A 15,553-nucleotide genomic window follows, 5' to 3' on the forward strand; every position below is an offset into this window, starting at 1 on the left:
AGAATTCACCTCAGGGTTTAGTTTGTGGTTAGTTATTTGTTTTCATAGACGGACGAAGGTGCAAAAAGGTTACAATGTATTTTTTATCCGAAGGAATGAACGATTTCCCCGGGCTATTCGTATTACAGTCAGTTGTTGAACAGTATGGAAGAGGTGAAGGCATGTTAACCATCAGACAATTTTCGAAAAGCTATAAGGGCGGGAAGAAAGCTGTACATAACCTCAGTCTGACAGTCGAAAAAGGGGATATCTACGGCTTTATCGGTCATAACGGGGCGGGCAAAACGACAACGATCCGGGCGGTGGTCGGTGTGCTCGATTTTGAAGAGGGCGAGATTGAAATTGACGGCATCTCCATGAAAAAAGATCCTCTGGCCTGCAAGTCACGTATCGCATATATTCCTGACAATCCGGATCTGTACGACCATCTCACGGGGATTCAGTACCTGGGTTTCATCGGCGATCTGTTTAACGTATCCAGGAAGGACCGTGAGCTGCTCATAGCCAAATACGGCGGCGCTTTTCAGCTGACTCCCCATCTCGGGGATCTGATCTCCGGGTATTCCCACGGCATGAAGCAGAAGCTGGCGATTATCTCTGCGCTCATTCACAAGCCGAAGCTGCTGGTGCTGGATGAACCTTTTGTGGGACTGGACCCGAAGGCGGCACATACGCTGAAGACGATCATGGCAGAGGTATGCAGCGAAGGCAGTGCGATTTTTTTCTCGACACATGTACTGGATACGGCGGAGAAACTGTGCAATAAAATTGCGATTATCAAGGAAGGCCGGCTGATCGCCGGGGGCAAAACCGAGGATGTCAAAGGGGAGAACAGTCTGGAGGAAGTTTTTATGGAGCTGATCGATCATGATTAATATCTGGAGACTTACGAAGCTGCAGCTGCTCTCCACCTTTGGGCTCAATAAAGCCCTTCATACGAAGGATGCAAAAGAAAGACGTAAGCAGCTTCTGGTTAGTCTTGCTATCGTTTGCGGTGTGCTGCTGGCCGCCGTGTTTTCGTTCGGATACAGCTATGCGATGGCGGCAGCTTTTGAGCAAATCGGCCGTCTGGATCTGCTCCTGGCCATTATGATGGCTGTTACATCAGTGGTTGCATTCTTCACCACGGTGTATAAAGCGGGCGGCGTGCTGTTCAGCTACAAGGACTACGATCTGCTGATGTCGCTGCCGGTGAAGACGAGTCATGTGGTGGCGAGCCGGGTACTGCAGCTGTATGTGCTGAATCTGTTTTTTACTCTGATAGTCATGCTGCCGGCGGGAGTGGTGTATGCGCTAAAGGTGCGTCCGGAAGCCTATTATTATCTGCTTTTTGTACCGCTGCTCTTAAGTATCCCGTTCATTCCGATTATTGCCGCGACGGTGGTCGGTGCACTGATCAGCTGGGTATCCTCCCGGTTCCGGGCAAGCCGGATGATTAATCTGGTGTTAACCCTGCTGTTTGTGGTTGTCCTTATTCTCGGCTCTTTCACACTGGACGGAAATCAACCGGAGCTGGCTGATCTGGGAACAGGGCTGGCGGATATGATATTCAAGCTGTACCCGCTTGCGGAGCTGTATGTGGATGCAATAAGTGCTTACCGTGTTGATGCTTTTCTTGTATTCACACTGCTGTCCGTGCTCTCTTTCGCCGTGTTCTGTACCGTACTGGGAACCCGTTATAAAGCGATTCATACGGGGCTTTCAACCAGCCGGGCAGGCCGTAAATATACCATGCAGCCGCTTAAGGCATCCACAGCCTTTCAGGCCCTGTACCGGAAGGAGCTGCGCCGCTATTTCAGCTCATCCATCTATGTGCTGAATACAGGAATCGGCATGGTACTGCTGTTCATAATGTCAGTGGCTCTGCTGTTTACCAGTCCGGAGCAGCTTGGACAGCTGGCAGATGTTCCGCAGCTGCAGCAGTATCTGAACACTCTGGCGCCAATATTTGTGTCATTTTTCGTAGCCCTTAGCTGCACTACGTCCAGCTCAATTTCTCTGGAAGGCAACCATTTATGGATTCTGCGGAGCTCGCCTGTGCCCAAGCACATTATTCTGCTCAGCAAGGTGGCGGTGAACCTGACCATTACCGTACCGGTTACGGTTGTGAGCTGTGTGCTGTTGATGATATCACTGGGTACAGAGTGGCTGGAAAGTCTGCTTCTCCTGGTAATTCCGGTTATCTACGCCTGCTTCTCCGCCCTGACAGGAGTTATCGTCAACCTGAAGCTGCCCAAGCTGGAGTGGACCACCGAGGTTCAGGTTGTTAAGCAGAGCGCAGCGGTGCTGGTGGCGATGCTGCTGAGTTTTGTCAGCCTGCTGGTGCCTTTGGCGTTAAAGTTCCTGCTGACAGGATTAGACGGAAAAGTAATTATGCTCGGAATAGGCGTCATTTTGGCCGGATTGTGCGCGGGGATGTACAGATATTTGAAGAATGCGGGAGAGCGGTTGTTTTTGGGGTTGTGATTTAATAGTATACAGGCAATACCCCTCCGCTAGTTCTGGCGAAGGGGTATTAGTCATTTTCAGCAGCTGGCGAGCTCAGCGGTTAAGGATTTTTTGTTTTATCTGCCAGTCGTGCAATCGACTCGATGTCCTGGCTGGTTATCAGATCCAGAAAATGTCTGCGAATAGCTTTTGAAACGATGGGCAGGGCTTCAGCCAGTGCTGACTTTCCGGCAGACGTAATCATAACCTGTACACCCCGGTCCGTGTCGGAAGGCTTTCTCAGAACCAGACCGCGCTTCTCCATACGCGTTAAATGATGGGACAGACGGCTTTTATCCCAGTCCATCGAGTCGGCTAACTCCTGTTGCCGCAGCTTGCCGTTCCCGAACTGGACTAACCTGTCCAATACTCCGAAATCACCCTCTGATAGTCCGGTATGATCAGACATTTCTTTTACAACGCGGCCGAAAACACGCTTAAAAGAGCCTTTCCACATATTCCATATTTGCATTTCATCTTCATTAAGCTCGCTCATATTGTCCATGAAAATATAATATCATGGTTGACGTGTCAACCACAAGGTGGTAAAGTGATCAAGTAAGTTGACATGTCAACCAAGAAAAAGGCTTGCTCTTTAGGTTGACACGTCAACTGATGTGGAGTTTAAAAGCTACAATACGAAAGGGAGTGCAGGTTCAATGGAATATGTAAAGCTTGGACGAAGCGGATTAGAAGTATCGAGGCTCAGTCTTGGAACCATGGGCTTCGGGGTGCCGGAACGCGGAAATACCCCATGGTCACTAAAGGAAGAGGAGAGCAGACCGGTTATCAAGCAGGCAGTTGAGCTGGGAATTAACTTCTTTAGTACTGCAAATATGTATTCCGACGGAACCAGTGAAGAAATGCTTGGACGTGCTTTAAAGGATTTCACCCGCCGTGACCAAGTTGTTATTGCTACAAAGGTTTTCGTACCGATGCGTAAGGGTCCGAATACAATGGGACTTTCCCGTAAAGCGGTCATGACCGAGGTGGACAACAGTCTCAGAAGGCTCGGAACAGATTACATTGATCTATATCAGATCCACCGCTGGGACTCTGCTACACCAATTGAAGAAACGATGGAAGCCTTGCACGATTTAGTTAAGGCAGGCAAGGTCAGATATCTGGGCGCCTCCTCCATGCTGGCATGGCAGTTCGCGAAAGCTCAGCATACCGCGGAGCTTAATGGCTGGACACGGTTCATAGCGATGGAGAACAGGCTGAATCTGCTGTACCGGGAGGAAGAAAGAGAAATGCTTCCGCTCTGTAAAGACCAGGGCGTTGGCATCACGCCGTATCTGCCGCTGGCCGCAGGCCGTTTAACCAGAGACTGGGATCAGTCCACACCAAGGTCGGAGAAGGATCAGATTGCCAGAGCAATGTTTGTTAATACGGAGGAAGGGGACCGTAGAGTCGCTGAGAGAGTAGCGGAGGTTGCGGCTAAGCGGGGAATTGGGCGTGCTCAGGTTGCGCTTGCATGGCTGCTTCAAAAGGAAGGAATTACAGCTCCGGTCATCGGTGCTACCCGGATTAGCCATCTTGAAGAAGCTGTTTCTTCGCTGGACATTCAGCTAAGTGCTGAAGAAATAGCAAGCTTAGAGGCACTCTATATTCCCCATCCCTTAATATGAATTAGAGTGACTTCAATCACTTCCTTTTATATCAAAATGATCTAGTATTTATGATAATATTCGTATGCAATATAACAATCAATAATTTAACAACAAGGCCATCCCATCTGGGGTGGCCTTTAACTTGTTGACTTAGCCGGCTAGCTCAGCATTAATCTTTTTTTTAAGAGAAGGGATGAGATTGTAATGACTAATAAACCGCATGAACCTGTATGGTCAAGGCTCGGCTTTCCTCATCCGCCAGAAGAAGACGCCGGCCGAGGCGTCGGAATTGTTATCATTGATATGCTAAGACCGCATCAAACGATCCGTCATTTGGGTTCACGGCTCAAATATATATCTGTGAATCAGGATTTATCTGTCGAGTGCCGGGACCTTGCCTGCGAAGAGCCTGATGATGCCGACGGTGACCGCGGAGAGCATGGGCTAATGGCATTGCTGCTGTTAGCACATGAGCCTTTTGAAGCGGAAGGAATGCAGTATACAAGTCTGGCCCCGGCGGCTCATTTCATTGTGCTTAACCATCAGGCCTTCAGGGAGGGGGAAGGAGAGCGGCTGAAGCGCGGGATCGGTTATATTCTCGAACGAAGCCGGGAATGGAACATCAGAATCATACTAAGCATGGGCTGGCACGCCTTGGATGTTGTGACTCTACTTAAAAATACAAACAGAAACTCAACGGTCCAGGCGCTGGTCCCGGCGCTTAGGCATGGCATTCTGGTCGTATGTGCTAACGGTAATTCAAGTTCAATCAATATCATGCCTCCGGCAGAATTTCTGGCAGTTGGCGGCTACAATGATCATGGCTTTGCAAAAGCGGAATTGCACTCTCCCCATCCGGATGAGCCTTACGGCAGAAACGGTGATGGGCATATCAGACCGGATATTCTCGCACCGAGAGTGTATCTGCCGGTTCCTTTTTGCGAGACATACGAGCAGCCTGAGGCGTTGTCGTATTTTTGGGGGACGTCCGGGGCATCCGCAATTGTAACAGGGATGTGTGCAGCTTTATTCTCCAAATACCCGGAGCTTCAGGCAGACACTTTAAGGAATGTACTGGTGGATTGCGGAGTTTCGTTTGAAGGCTATGATAATCAAGCGCCTAGAGTAAATGCTGCGAATGTGATACAAGCGCTGGGCGAGGGCTATTTCATAAACGGTACTCCGGGCCACGCGTTCCCCATTAGTGTTCAGAATCCATCCATATCTATTGTTTCAGACGATCCCATAGAACGGGCACTGGCGCTCTCTATATTGCTCGAAGAACAGCGTTGTGGACGTGCAGAGCTCTGGGCTTATACACAAGATCCGTCATCTGTGATCCGGAAAATCGCTGTTAAGGCACTGCACAAACCAGATAGTGCTGATGAACGAACTACATTCTGGACAAATCTACGCGAGGAGCAGGAGGGCGGAGTGCGCGGCTGGTATGCGTACGGGTTATTACAGGAGGCTACAGAAAATGAAGTGGAATACTGGATTCCATGGGCAGCTGATCCCAACTGGAGTGTCCGCTGGTGTGTCAGCAGGTATCTGGATAAGGTTCCGGGATTTCCGAAACTGGAAATGACGTATGATCCTGATGAAATACCGGGTAAGGCATTGCCGGTTTTGGAATGGTTTGAACGATATGTAGAGGATATATGACCACAAAAGCAAATCATAAAAACCGGTCCTGCTGCCCATGGGGGAAAACAGCAGAACCGGTTATTTATAATGCAGATTAATTGCGGATCAGATAATCGAATGCACCCAGGGCGGCGGTTGCTCCGGAGCCCATGGAGATGATGATCTGCTTATAAGGGCTGTTGGTGCAGTCACCTGCGGCGAATACGCCCGGAATGCTGGTTGCGCCGTGGCTGTCGACGACGATTTCGCCGAAGCGGGTACGCTCCAGGGTATCCGCAAGCCAGTCGGTGTTCGGCACAAGGCCGATCTGTACGAATACACCTTCAAGCTCGACATGCTGCTCCGTACCGGTGTCGCGTTCGATAAAGGTAATGCCGTTCACCTTGTCGGTGCCGGTAATTTCCTTAGTCTGAACGTTCTTATGCACGGTTACGTTAGGCAGGCTGTACAGACGCTTTTGAAGCACAGAGTCTGCCTTCAGCTCCGGCATGAATTCCAGCACAGTAACATGACTGACAATACCCGCAAGATCAATTGCCGCTTCAATACCGGAGTTGCCGCCGCCGATTACGGCGACATGCTTGCCGGCGAAGAGCGGGCCGTCACAGTGCGGGCAGTACGCTACGCCTTTGTTCTTGAACTCGGCTTCGCCGGGAACACCTACATTGCGCCAGCGGGCGCCGGTAGAGAGAATGACCGTCTTGCTCTTCAGCACGGCGCCGTTCTCCAGCTCAATTTCGATGAGATCTTTTTTCTCCAGACGCTTGGCGCGCAGGGTCTTCATCACATCGATTTCATATTCCTTCACATGCTCTTCCAGGCTCGCGGCGAGCTTCGGCCCTTCGGTGTACTTGGTACCGATGAAGTTCTCGATGCCCATCGTCTCCATAACCTGGCCGCCGAAGCGCTCAGCGACGATACCGGTACGGATTCCTTTGCGGGCCGCATAGATAGCGGCGCTTGCGCCGGCAGGACCGCCACCGACAACCAGAACATCAAAGGGTGCCTTGTCGGATAATTCGGAAGCATCCGGTCCGGTCCCCAGCTTGGCGAGAATGTCTTCCGCGGTCATCCGGCCGCTGCCAAAGAACTCGCCGTTCAGGTAGACGGACGGAACCGCCATAACATCCTTGCTCTCAACTTCGCTTTTGAAAGCAGCACCATCGATCATCGTACTGGTTACGCCGCTGTTAAGTACGCTCATCAGGTTCAGCGCCTGCACCACATCCGGACAGTTGTGGCAGGTCAGGCTGATGTAGGTCTCGAAGTGGTATTCACCCTTGAGGCCCTTAATCTGATCAATCGTCTCCTGCTCCGCCTTTGGAGCTCTGCCGCTCACTTGCAGCAAGGCCAGCACCAGCGAGGTGAATTCGTGGCCGAGCGGAACACCGGCAAAGGTAATGCCGGTATCTTCGCCCGGACGATTCACGCTGAAGCTTGGCGTGCGCGGAAGTGAAGTGTGTTCTACTTTGATATTGGCTGACATTTCGGCCAGCTCATTCACCAGAGACAGCGTTTCTTGCGAAACGCTGTCGTCTCCGGCGCTGACCTTCAGCAGTACCTCGCCCTCCATGAGCTGAAGATACTGCGCTAACTGTGCTTTGATATCCGCATCAAGCGCCATAATTCATCCGCTCCTTAGATTTTGCCTACGAGGTCAAGGCTTGGCTTCAGGGTTGTGCTGCCTTCCTGCCATTTGGCCGGGCATACTTCACCCGGATTGTTGCGTACGTACTGTGCAGCCTTGATCTTGTTGACCAGGATGCTGGCATCACGGCCAATGCCGTCTGCATTGATCTCGACAGCCTGGATTACACCGTCAGGGTCAATGATGAAGGTACCGCGGTCAGCCATACCGGCTTCTTCAATCAGAACGTCGAAGTTGCGGGAGATGGTGTGGGACGGATCACCGATCATGATGTATGTGATTTTGCCGATAGCTTCGGAGCTGTCATGCCATGCTTTATGTGTAAAGTGGGTATCGGTGGAAACAGAGAATACTTCAACACCCAGACTCTTCAATGTTTCGTATTCGTTCTGCAGGTCTTCCAGCTCAGTAGGACATACGAAAGTGAAATCTGCAGGGTAGAAGCAAACTACACTCCATTTACCTTTGAAATCAGCTTCGGATACATCGATGAAGCTTCCATTGTGGTAGGCAGACGCTTTGAACGGCAGTACTTCTTTTCCAATCAGGGACATATTAATTTTCCTCCTAAGGTGTGCCTGCAAGAATGCGGCTTTTTTTGAACTGCTATTAAATAGCATTTCTTTATTGATAATAATTATCATCTAGAAATTATTATTTGTCAAGCATGTGTTATCCATTTCACAAGTCGTTGATAAGAAGACAGCAGGATACTACTACATATTTCAATAATAAATTACCCTGCAATCGCCCGGACGATTGTGTAGAATATTTGAACAATACATATAAGATGGAGAAAGCACCCGTTCAATCTATCCGCAAAACTTTTCTTGTGAAATTTCGAACAAAGCTCTCATATCATTCGTAATGTAAGTTGAACAGCAGACGGAGGGGGAGAATGATAAGCGACAGACAGCTTGTAGAAGACTATCGGTCCGGACAGCAGGCAGGGCTTGAACATTTAATTGACCGGTACAGGGATGATTTATTCCGGTTTTGCTGTCATCTTTCTCTGGACCGGCAGGAGGCAGAAGACTTATTTCAGGAGGTCTGGGTGCGTGTGCTCCGCAAGCTGGAGAAATACGATCCGGAGCGGCCGTTCAAAGCCTGGCTGTTTCAGGTGACCGTTAATTTACATAAGGATCGTTACCGCAAATGGAAAAAGCTGCGTGAGCGCCTGACGCTGGCCTGGACTGACGATAACAGCAAGCTCAGTGAACCCGGAGACGGCGCACCGTTAACAGAAGATTTTTTGCTCAAAAAAGAAGAGTTTCTGTATCTGGAGCAATGCCTGCGAACGCTGCCCAAGCGTTATCTTGCCCCGTTAATTCTATTTTATTATGAAGAATTCAGTTATGAGAGTATTGGCGAAGTGCTTGATGTTCCGCTGGGAACCGTGAAGTCCAGACTTAATCAAGGGAAAAAGCTGCTAAAAGCAGCAATGGGGGGCAGAGATCATGAAGCAACCAGTGGATAGTGAGGAGATGTTAAAAGAATATTTCAACGCTCCTGCAGCCGCACCGCCTCATTTGGTCGCGGACACACTCCGGAGGATTAATAACCGTCAGCCCATTGGCCTTTTAATCAGCGCAGCGGCACTGAATATCATAATGGCGCTTTTTCTGGCACTGGTTCTGCTGGCCGGCCCGCTCCTTTTATTCTGGAAAATAGTTATCTTGCTGATGGTTGCCTTATTTCAGATGATTGCTGTAATTCTTCTGCTATACCGTATCTCCTGCGGCACTTTGGAGGCTTCGACGAATTAGAATATGCGGACATTATTATTTTCAGAAGGGAGTACTATGAAGAACCGGGCAGGGCTTGAAAGATTTGTTTTTTGGGCGTTCACAACGATTGTTGTGCTGGTATTCGGGACAGTGTTCATTATGATGGCTCCTTCTATAAAAGAAGCATTTGAGGATGACTTTGCGCTGGCTGTAATTACGGGGCTTATGCTGCTCTTTATAGCTTTGAATGTGCTGATCGCTGTGTTTATCTATAAAGATGCTTCCAGCAAAAAAATGAATCCCTGGCTGTGGATGCTGGCTGTTATTTATATTCCCAACTTTATCGGACTTGTGTTATATTTCTTTGCCCGCAGACAGCAGCATATCCCTGCGGCCGCTGATCCGGGGGCTAATCCCGTACAGTGCCCACACTGCGGTAACTTAATCCACCCATAAGGAGTGTCAAGAGATGAAGAAGAAATGGATTGTACCGGGAATGCTCGTGCTGGTGCTTGCAATGCTGCTGACCGCCTGTGACAAAAAAATGATGTTCATAGCCTCTGAATCCGGCTCGAAAATTAAGGCTTCGTATAAGCTGTTCAGCGGTACGGACGATAAGAAGGTTAAGCTCAAAAGCGGGGAGACGCTTACTGTTGATTATAAGTCCAAGGTGGAGCGGGGAGAGCTGACCATAGCGCTCTATGATCCGGACGGTGAGCTGGTCAAGGACTTTAATACAGGCGAAACTGGGAGTGAGGAGATTACGGCAGGCAAGGATGGGACGTACAAGTTTATTATCACCGGCGAAGGCGCCAAGGGCAGCTATGAGATAAAGTTCAGCACTGAATAATAGAGGCGATCTTGTTACCGGGCTGCAAGCCCAAAACAGAGCATCTGAGGCATGGCCCCGGATGCTCTGTTTTTGTGTTGTTTTACAACTGAATTAATTTTCTTCAGCGCTGACAGGCCGGTTAGTACCCGCTACCTTTGGCTTTGTATATCTTTTATTAAGAATGATCGTTTGCACGATAATGAATATGCCGCCAACTGCCCAATACAACGGTAAAGCGGCGGGCATCTGATAAGAAAATATACCCATCATGACCGGTGACAGCAGTCCGAGGAACGCCATCTGATTCTTTTGATTGGGCTGAACCTGTGCTGAAGCCGATTGAGATACCCGGAACTGGACGTAATACACAGCAGCGGCAATCAACGGTAAAATCATATCTGTGGTCCCCAGGTTAAACCACAAAAAATCGTGGGCTGCAATCTCCGGGGTGCGGCGAATGGCATAGTAAAATGCGAGGGTGACCGGCCATTGGAGAAGCATCGGTAAACATCCCATGCTTAAGGGATTGAATTGATGCTTCTGGTACAGCTGCATCATCTCGGCTTGCTGTTGTTTTTTGGCATCCGTGCTGCCATCGTTTTTATACTTCTCCTGGAGTGCGTTCAGCTCCGGCTGAAGGACAGCCATCTTATCCTTCATGACCATTTGCTTCTTGGTCTGATTCATCATAAGCGGCATGATCGCAAGTCTGATAATCAGGGTCATCAGCACGATCGCTAATCCGTAGTTTCCATGAAAAGCATCCGCGATGAATTTGATCATGAGCGAAAAAGGATAAATCAAAAAGTGATTAAAGATCCCTGTTGAATCAGCACTAATTGGATCTGTTGGGGATGCTGCTGAACACCCGCTGAGCATAATGACTGGAATCAATACGATCAGGATGACGAGAATGGGCTTGGCCCATTTTTGGAGCAATTGAATATTGTTCATTGTTGTCCTCCCTAATTGAATGTCTGGATATCAATGTGGGGGAAGGACAGCTGTCTTCATCAGCCGGTGCTTCTCTTCTTCTGGCAATACGTACGATCCACCGCTGAATACTGTTCACTTGTGATAATCTGTCAGCTACATACCAGGATGAACCGGCTGCAGTCATTTCATGATCCCAGTGTAGCTTAGGTGAACGGAAATAGGTGAATGGAAGGAATACTAAGGAAGAGAATAGGGCGATCGAGAGTGCCAGTTGAAACAAGTCATAAAATTGCTCCAGTCAGGTTCACCTCCGTATGAGCTGTGCTTGGAAAAATATGAATAAGGGTCATACGTCAGAATAACCGCGGAGTTTCAGTAACATGTCTATTCTTCATTTCTTTACTGTCTAAATATTTCCTAACATAGCGGATAGGTTTTTTAGATTTTCTGCAAGCCAAATCATTTCTTTTGCGAAGCGGGCTGGCGGTACACTATGCTGATCCATGTCCGCATGAATCCACCATGTGCTTTCCATATACCACAACAGCTGTAATGAATGGGTTAAATAGCCCTCTGCCACGTTCCGTTCCTCACGGTACCCTTCCATAAAGGCCGATGCCAGAGAGACATCCAAATGATCATCTAAGGCACAAGATATAACAGCACGGGCCACATCAAGCTGCGGATAGTCGTACTTTAGCCGATCGAAATCCAGAATTGCCGTTAATCCGTTGTCATTGAATAAAAGATTATCTGCCCAAAGGTCACGATGTGCCCATCCTGTATGAAGGAGCCTGAGAATTTCTATATCCATTTCTTCAGTAGCCTCAAATTGAGTCTCTATACCGGCAAGCAGCTGAGGTTTACCCGCTTTTGCAGTCTTTTCCCTGACTGCGTTCCAGTGGGCTAGACGCTCCTCACGGCTTGGAGGAATAAATTGCGGACTATGATTAATGCCAAGAGTCCCGTCATTTAAGATCCGGTGCATTTTTCCTGTTGCCCGGCCTAAATCGTATATTTGATGGACATTGGTCCTGCCTGGCGGAATTAAGATGCCCTGGCAATATTCCATTACCATGAAGAGCTCTCCGTTATCCGATTCAAGCAAAATACGCCCATTATGGGATAACAGTTTGGGGCACGCAAGACCTTGGTCATGCAATCTGATCTGCTGGGAGAATGCAAATAACAGCTCCTCCGGGTTAAACAATTTATATCTTTCTTTGTTGTATTGTTTGAGTAAAAACGCTCCTGCCTCAGTCGTAACTTTCCATTTTAAGTTCAACCAGCCCCGTTTTATTGAGGTTGTCTCCATTACATTCAAAACGAATACACGATCAAAGGTTCTTAGTAGATCATCCAGAATCATTTCCTCTGCAGATATAGCCTCCATTTGGGTCAACTCCGATATGTATAATGTATATGTTTATATTCCGTATGTAGGCTTCTATAACCTTCCCGGATAAACGCTTCAGAAACGAATAATCGGATTGCTGTCACGGACAGCTGATTGAAAATGTTCCTTGCATTCTAAGGGAGCCTCTGTTAAATTGATATTAACAAGTTGAAATTATCAAATAGTTAATAAGTATTGATGTGCAGAACAATTAAATAAACGGAGGGATGCAGCATGAGTAAGGCTACGGGGAACTGGAAGTGGTTTGAAATTCTCTGGCTGATTGTATTTACGGCTATAGGCGTTCTTTTTACGCTATTATCCAAGGATTCGTTATTTGGCTTCACGGTATTTATCACCGGGGTGCTGTGTGTAGTGCTTACGGCGAAGGGGAAGCTTATGAGTTATGTATTTGGCATGTATAACACGTTCGGCTATGCTTATCTGGCCTATATAAATGGATTGTTCGGGGAAGTGATGCTGAATTTGCTGTTTTTTGTCCCGATGAATATCGCCGGCTTCTACATGTGGAAGAAGAATTTTCAGGGCGGCAAGCTGGCGATGCGGCAGATGGAGCTTAGAGGCATGCTGCTGATCGGGGCAGTCTGTATCTCCGGCTTCCTGCTGCTGGGCTTCGGGCTCTCGTTCATTCCGGGGCAGAATTCACCTTATATTGATGCTCTAACAACGGTTTTATCGGTTGTGGCAACCATTCTGATGGTACGCAGATTCAAGGAGCAGTGGCTGGTCTATATTGTGCTCAATATGTTCACGGTGCTGCTGTGGGGTATCCGGACGGCGGATGGGAGCAGTGAAGGCCCGCTGATGATCGTCATGTGGAGTGCCTATCTGCTCAATGCAGCGTACGGCTACTATAACTGGAACAAAGGGGCTAAGGAGGCGCTGGCATGAAGACACTTGGATTAACGCTGGGCAAATTCGCCCCGCTGCATAAAGGGCATCAGTATATGATCGAGACGGCGCTGCAGGAGGTAGATGAACTCATTGTGGTAATCTATGAAACGGCGGTTTCCCCTATTCCATTGCATATCCGGGCGGGCTGGATACGTAAGCTCTATCCGTCGGTCCGTGTGATTGAGGCCTGGGATGGTCCGGACGGCTATTCCGACGACAGGGAGCATGAGATCCGTGAAGAGCAGTACATCCTGGGATTGTTAAAAGGCGAGCAGGTGACCTGCTTCTATTCCAGCGAGTTCTACGGCATGCATATGAGTATTGCTCTTGGTGCAGCAGACCGGCGGGTGGATGAGGCGCGTGAGAAGGTACCTGTATCAGCCACAATGGTCCGTTCTGATCCGTATAAGTACAAGGATTACGTAAGTGACCTTGTATACCGGGATTTAATTACCAAAGTGGTATTCGTGGGAGCAATGTCCACCGGCAAATCCACCATTACGAAAGCGCTGGCCCGGCGGTACCGGACGGCTTACGCCAGTGAATATGGACGGGATTACTGGGCAGAGCATCAGGTGGACCGCCGGATCGGGCTTAAGGCTTTTGACGAAATTGCTGTGGGTCATATTGAGCGGGAAGAGCGGGCATTGCTTGAAGCGGACCGGTATCTTTTTGTTGATACCAATGCGGTCACCACATATATGTACGCGCTGGATTATCACGGGCAGGCACCTGAGCTGCTGACCCGGCTCGCACTGGAGAATGCGCAGCGGTATGATCTGTTTTTCCTGTGCGATGACGATATTCCTTACGATGATACGTGGGACCGCAGCGGGGATCAGAAGCGGCATGTGTTTCACAAGCAGATTATTGCGGATTTGCAGGCCCGGCGGATTCCTTACATTACACTCAGGGGAAGTCTTGAGGAGCGGATGCGCAGAGTAGATGAGGTGCTGGCGGAGTTTGAGCCATACAGCAATTATTTTGGCGGGCAGGCTTAGTAACACATCAGATGAATTAGGGGGCGGATAACAGTGGGACTAGTGGATCGTAACGGACTTACCGAGCAGCAGTATTTGAAGCAATACCGGCCAGGGGATTATGAACGGCCTTCGGTGGCGGCGGATATGGTAATATTTGCGGTCACAGGCTTGGAGGATGAAGGACCTAAGCTTCCCGAGAAAGAGCTTCGCCTGCTGCTTATCCGCCGGGGAGGACATCCGTTCCTGGGACAATGGGCGCTGCCCGGCGGTTTTGTCCAGCCGGACGAGACGGCAGATCAGGCTGCTGCACGGGAGCTGCGCGAGGAGACCGGCTTAAGCGATGTTTATCTGGAGCAGCTTGGCGTTTTCTCGGATGTCGGCCGGGACCCGCGCACCTGGGTGATAAGCTGCAGCTACCTTGCGCTGATCGACAGCAGCCGTCTGCAGATACAGGCAGGAGATGATGCCGAGGACGCTGCCTGGTTTACGGTGAGTTACCGGCAGCTGGCGGAGCATACGGAGCAACTGGGTAAGAGCTCCGTTCTAACCGGCAGGTATGAGCTGAAGCTCAGCAGCGGCGGCCAAGAGCTGACGGCGGTTATAGACCGGACTGTAACAGCCAAGCTGTACTCGAAGTCAGTCGAATACACCATAGAGTCGGGTGAAGGCTTGGCCTTTGATCACGCGAAGATAATTGGTAGTGCTATTGAGAGGCTGCGGGAGCAGACCCGTTCATCCGTTTTTTGAATGGAAGGACTGTTTGACTAGCTGCCGGAATAACTTGTTTGTAAAATATTGATTGATAAAAAGAACCAGCTTCTGTTCAATCCATAATTGCTCTCCGCCTGGCGGATCATGTACGAATAGAACCATTTCCGTTTTGCTTCCCGAAAGATCTTCGTAGTACATGGCTAGGTTAATTATGGACAGACTGGAACCGCCTTTCTGGGCAGCCATAGCAAACTGTGGGTCTGGCACCTGTAATCTGATCAAGTCATTGAAAATTGGCCGTGCATCCTCATGCAGTCTATTTCCCTCAAATATACTTTTGATTAGAAGGGCGTATTCTTTTGCGGTTGACCGCGGGAATTTCTCTGACCAGATCCTTTGGAATTTCCAGCGGCCACGCGCGCGCCGGTTCAACTGCTTAATCCATTTTCCTTCATTATCGCTTCTGAGCAAATCGAATATTTCTATAGCTTTGGCAGTGTATTCCCCATAGGAAAAGTTTTTCATCATTTTAGCAGCCTGACGCATAGTTACCCCGTGTGAATCCTTTAGATAGGTTGGCATTAAAATGGCCGATGAGAAAGCCTGTATCACCTCTAAAGACTCTAATTATATTTTTGCAGATAAAATGTGAGAGATG

The 15,553-nt window shown here is 49.1% G+C and carries 16 protein-coding genes and 1 pseudogene; 11 read left to right on the forward strand and 6 right to left on the reverse strand.

The genetic code is table 11. The features are described 5' to 3' along the window. Positions 1-161 precede the first annotated feature (161 nt). Together BN3772_RS04615 and BN3772_RS04620 are read left to right on the forward strand one after the other, a co-directional pair. On the forward strand, positions 162-875 hold the full coding sequence (locus tag BN3772_RS04615; RefSeq protein WP_042197168.1) for an ABC transporter ATP-binding protein: 714 nt from the start codon (positions 162-164) through the stop codon (positions 873-875). Beyond that, entirely contained in the window at positions 868-2,466 is a 1,599-nt protein-coding gene (locus BN3772_RS04620; RefSeq protein WP_042197170.1) for a hypothetical protein, read from the forward strand. The genes BN3772_RS04615 and BN3772_RS04620 overlap by 8 nt, the downstream gene beginning before the upstream one ends. Positions 2,467-2,548: 82 nt before the next feature. Here the strand turns inward: BN3772_RS04620 and BN3772_RS04625 are convergent, their stop codons facing one another. Next, the gene (locus BN3772_RS04625) at positions 2,549-2,992 is read right to left on the reverse strand and encodes a MarR family transcriptional regulator (RefSeq protein ID WP_042197173.1); all 444 of its coding nucleotides are present in this window, start codon (positions 2,990-2,992) and stop codon (positions 2,549-2,551) included. 154 nt (positions 2,993-3,146) lie between these two features. On the opposite strand from BN3772_RS04625, the gene BN3772_RS04630 reads away from it, so the two are divergent. Both BN3772_RS04630 and BN3772_RS04635 read left to right on the forward strand, forming a co-directional pair. After that, the gene (locus tag BN3772_RS04630; RefSeq protein WP_042197176.1) at positions 3,147-4,118 is read left to right on the forward strand and encodes an aldo/keto reductase; all 972 of its coding nucleotides are present in this window, start codon (positions 3,147-3,149) and stop codon (positions 4,116-4,118) included. A 186-nt stretch (positions 4,119-4,304) separates the two neighbouring features. Beyond that, positions 4,305-5,765, forward strand: coding sequence for a S8/S53 family peptidase (locus tag BN3772_RS04635; RefSeq protein ID WP_042197179.1), 1,461 nt, complete (start codon positions 4,305-4,307; stop codon positions 5,763-5,765). A 76-nt stretch (positions 5,766-5,841) separates the two neighbouring features. Here BN3772_RS04635 and ahpF read toward each other — a convergent pair whose 3' ends face one another. Next, positions 5,842-7,371 carry an alkyl hydroperoxide reductase subunit F gene (gene ahpF / locus BN3772_RS04640; RefSeq protein ID WP_042197181.1) on the reverse strand — a complete coding sequence of 510 codons (1,530 nt, stop codon included), beginning with the start codon at positions 7,369-7,371 and terminating at the stop codon, positions 5,842-5,844. Positions 7,372-7,385: 14 nt separating this feature from the next. After that, positions 7,386-7,949: an alkyl hydroperoxide reductase subunit C gene (gene ahpC / locus BN3772_RS04645; RefSeq protein WP_042197182.1), complete on the reverse strand. Its 564-nt coding sequence runs from the start codon at positions 7,947-7,949 to the stop codon at positions 7,386-7,388. A 344-nt stretch (positions 7,950-8,293) separates the two neighbouring features. Here ahpC and BN3772_RS04650 point away from each other — a divergent pair, with 344 nt between their 5' ends. The 4 genes from BN3772_RS04650 to BN3772_RS04665 are packed head-to-tail and all read left to right on the forward strand — an operon-like array spanning position 8,294 to position 9,972. Then, the gene (locus BN3772_RS04650) at positions 8,294-8,872 is read left to right on the forward strand and encodes an RNA polymerase sigma factor (RefSeq protein WP_042197185.1); all 579 of its coding nucleotides are present in this window, start codon (positions 8,294-8,296) and stop codon (positions 8,870-8,872) included. Then, complete coding sequence (locus tag BN3772_RS04655) at positions 8,853-9,161, forward strand: hypothetical protein (RefSeq protein WP_042197187.1); 309 nt, start codon at positions 8,853-8,855, stop codon at positions 9,159-9,161. The genes BN3772_RS04650 and BN3772_RS04655 overlap by 20 nt, the downstream gene beginning before the upstream one ends. Positions 9,162-9,197: 36 nt before the next feature. Further along, the gene (locus BN3772_RS04660; protein WP_042197189.1) at positions 9,198-9,578 is read left to right on the forward strand and encodes a PLDc N-terminal domain-containing protein; all 381 of its coding nucleotides are present in this window, start codon (positions 9,198-9,200) and stop codon (positions 9,576-9,578) included. Between the two features lie 13 nt (positions 9,579-9,591). Continuing rightward, positions 9,592-9,972 carry a p24 family protein gene (locus BN3772_RS04665; protein WP_042197191.1) on the forward strand — a complete coding sequence of 127 codons (381 nt, stop codon included), beginning with the start codon at positions 9,592-9,594 and terminating at the stop codon, positions 9,970-9,972. A gap of 93 nt (positions 9,973-10,065) precedes the next feature. On the opposite strand, the gene yidC is transcribed toward BN3772_RS04665, so the two are convergent. Next, positions 10,066-10,908, reverse strand: coding sequence for a membrane protein insertase YidC (yidC, locus tag BN3772_RS04670; RefSeq protein ID WP_042197193.1), 843 nt, complete (start codon positions 10,906-10,908; stop codon positions 10,066-10,068). A 388-nt stretch (positions 10,909-11,296) separates the two neighbouring features. Next, positions 11,297-12,283 (reverse strand): phosphotransferase enzyme family protein, encoded by a 987-nt coding sequence (locus BN3772_RS04675; protein WP_042197195.1) that lies wholly within the window; start codon positions 12,281-12,283, stop codon positions 11,297-11,299. A 237-nt stretch (positions 12,284-12,520) separates the two neighbouring features. Between BN3772_RS04675 and pnuC the strand changes: the two genes are divergently transcribed. From pnuC to BN3772_RS04690, 3 genes and pseudogenes are all read left to right on the forward strand, one after another. Beyond that, positions 12,521-13,198, forward strand: a complete 678-nt coding sequence (gene pnuC, locus BN3772_RS04680; RefSeq protein ID WP_042197197.1) for a nicotinamide riboside transporter PnuC — start codon at positions 12,521-12,523, stop codon at positions 13,196-13,198. Next, complete coding sequence (locus BN3772_RS04685) at positions 13,195-14,202, forward strand: AAA family ATPase (RefSeq protein ID WP_042197200.1); 1,008 nt, start codon at positions 13,195-13,197, stop codon at positions 14,200-14,202. Before pnuC ends, BN3772_RS04685 begins: the two co-directional genes overlap by 4 nt. Positions 14,203-14,235: 33 nt before the next feature. After that, positions 14,236-14,904, forward strand: a pseudogene (locus BN3772_RS04690) (NUDIX domain-containing protein); the annotation flags it as partial. A gap of 12 nt (positions 14,905-14,916) precedes the next feature. Here the strand turns inward: BN3772_RS04690 and BN3772_RS04695 are convergent. Then, a complete protein-coding gene (locus BN3772_RS04695; RefSeq protein ID WP_042197202.1) occupies positions 14,917-15,507 on the reverse strand; it encodes a hypothetical protein in 591 nt (196 codons plus the stop codon). Between the last annotated feature and the right edge of the window lie 46 nt (positions 15,508-15,553).

Source organism: Paenibacillus camerounensis, assembly GCF_000723885.1.
GTDB classification, from domain to species: Bacteria; Bacillota; Bacilli; order Paenibacillales; family Paenibacillaceae; genus Paenibacillus_AQ; species Paenibacillus_AQ camerounensis.

Bases quoted from the DNA above. Each gene is read 5' to 3' on its own strand.
- pnuC (WP_042197197.1), top strand. From the start codon at position 12,521: ATGAGTAAGGCTACGGGGAACTGGAAGTGGTTTGAAATTCTCTGGCTG.
- BN3772_RS04655 (WP_042197187.1), top strand. From the start codon at position 8,853: ATGAAGCAACCAGTGGATAGTGAGGAGATGTTAAAAGAATATTTCAAC.
- BN3772_RS04635 (WP_042197179.1), top strand. From the start codon at position 4,305: ATGACTAATAAACCGCATGAACCTGTATGGTCAAGGCTCGGCTTTCCT.
- yidC (WP_042197193.1), bottom strand. From the start codon at position 10,908: ATGAACAATATTCAATTGCTCCAAAAATGGGCCAAGCCCATTCTCGTC.
- ahpC (WP_042197182.1), bottom strand. From the start codon at position 7,949: ATGTCCCTGATTGGAAAAGAAGTACTGCCGTTCAAAGCGTCTGCCTAC.
- BN3772_RS04620 (WP_042197170.1), top strand. From the start codon at position 868: ATGATTAATATCTGGAGACTTACGAAGCTGCAGCTGCTCTCCACCTTT.
- BN3772_RS04625 (WP_042197173.1), bottom strand. From the start codon at position 2,992: ATGGACAATATGAGCGAGCTTAATGAAGATGAAATGCAAATATGGAAT.
- ahpF (WP_042197181.1), bottom strand. From the start codon at position 7,371: ATGGCGCTTGATGCGGATATCAAAGCACAGTTAGCGCAGTATCTTCAG.
- BN3772_RS04660 (WP_042197189.1), top strand. From the start codon at position 9,198: ATGAAGAACCGGGCAGGGCTTGAAAGATTTGTTTTTTGGGCGTTCACA.
- BN3772_RS04650 (WP_042197185.1), top strand. From the start codon at position 8,294: ATGATAAGCGACAGACAGCTTGTAGAAGACTATCGGTCCGGACAGCAG.
- BN3772_RS04685 (WP_042197200.1), top strand. From the start codon at position 13,195: ATGAAGACACTTGGATTAACGCTGGGCAAATTCGCCCCGCTGCATAAA.
- BN3772_RS04665 (WP_042197191.1), top strand. From the start codon at position 9,592: ATGAAGAAGAAATGGATTGTACCGGGAATGCTCGTGCTGGTGCTTGCA.
- BN3772_RS04675 (WP_042197195.1), bottom strand. From the start codon at position 12,283: ATGGAGGCTATATCTGCAGAGGAAATGATTCTGGATGATCTACTAAGA.
- BN3772_RS04630 (WP_042197176.1), top strand. From the start codon at position 3,147: ATGGAATATGTAAAGCTTGGACGAAGCGGATTAGAAGTATCGAGGCTC.
- BN3772_RS04615 (WP_042197168.1), top strand. From the start codon at position 162: ATGTTAACCATCAGACAATTTTCGAAAAGCTATAAGGGCGGGAAGAAA.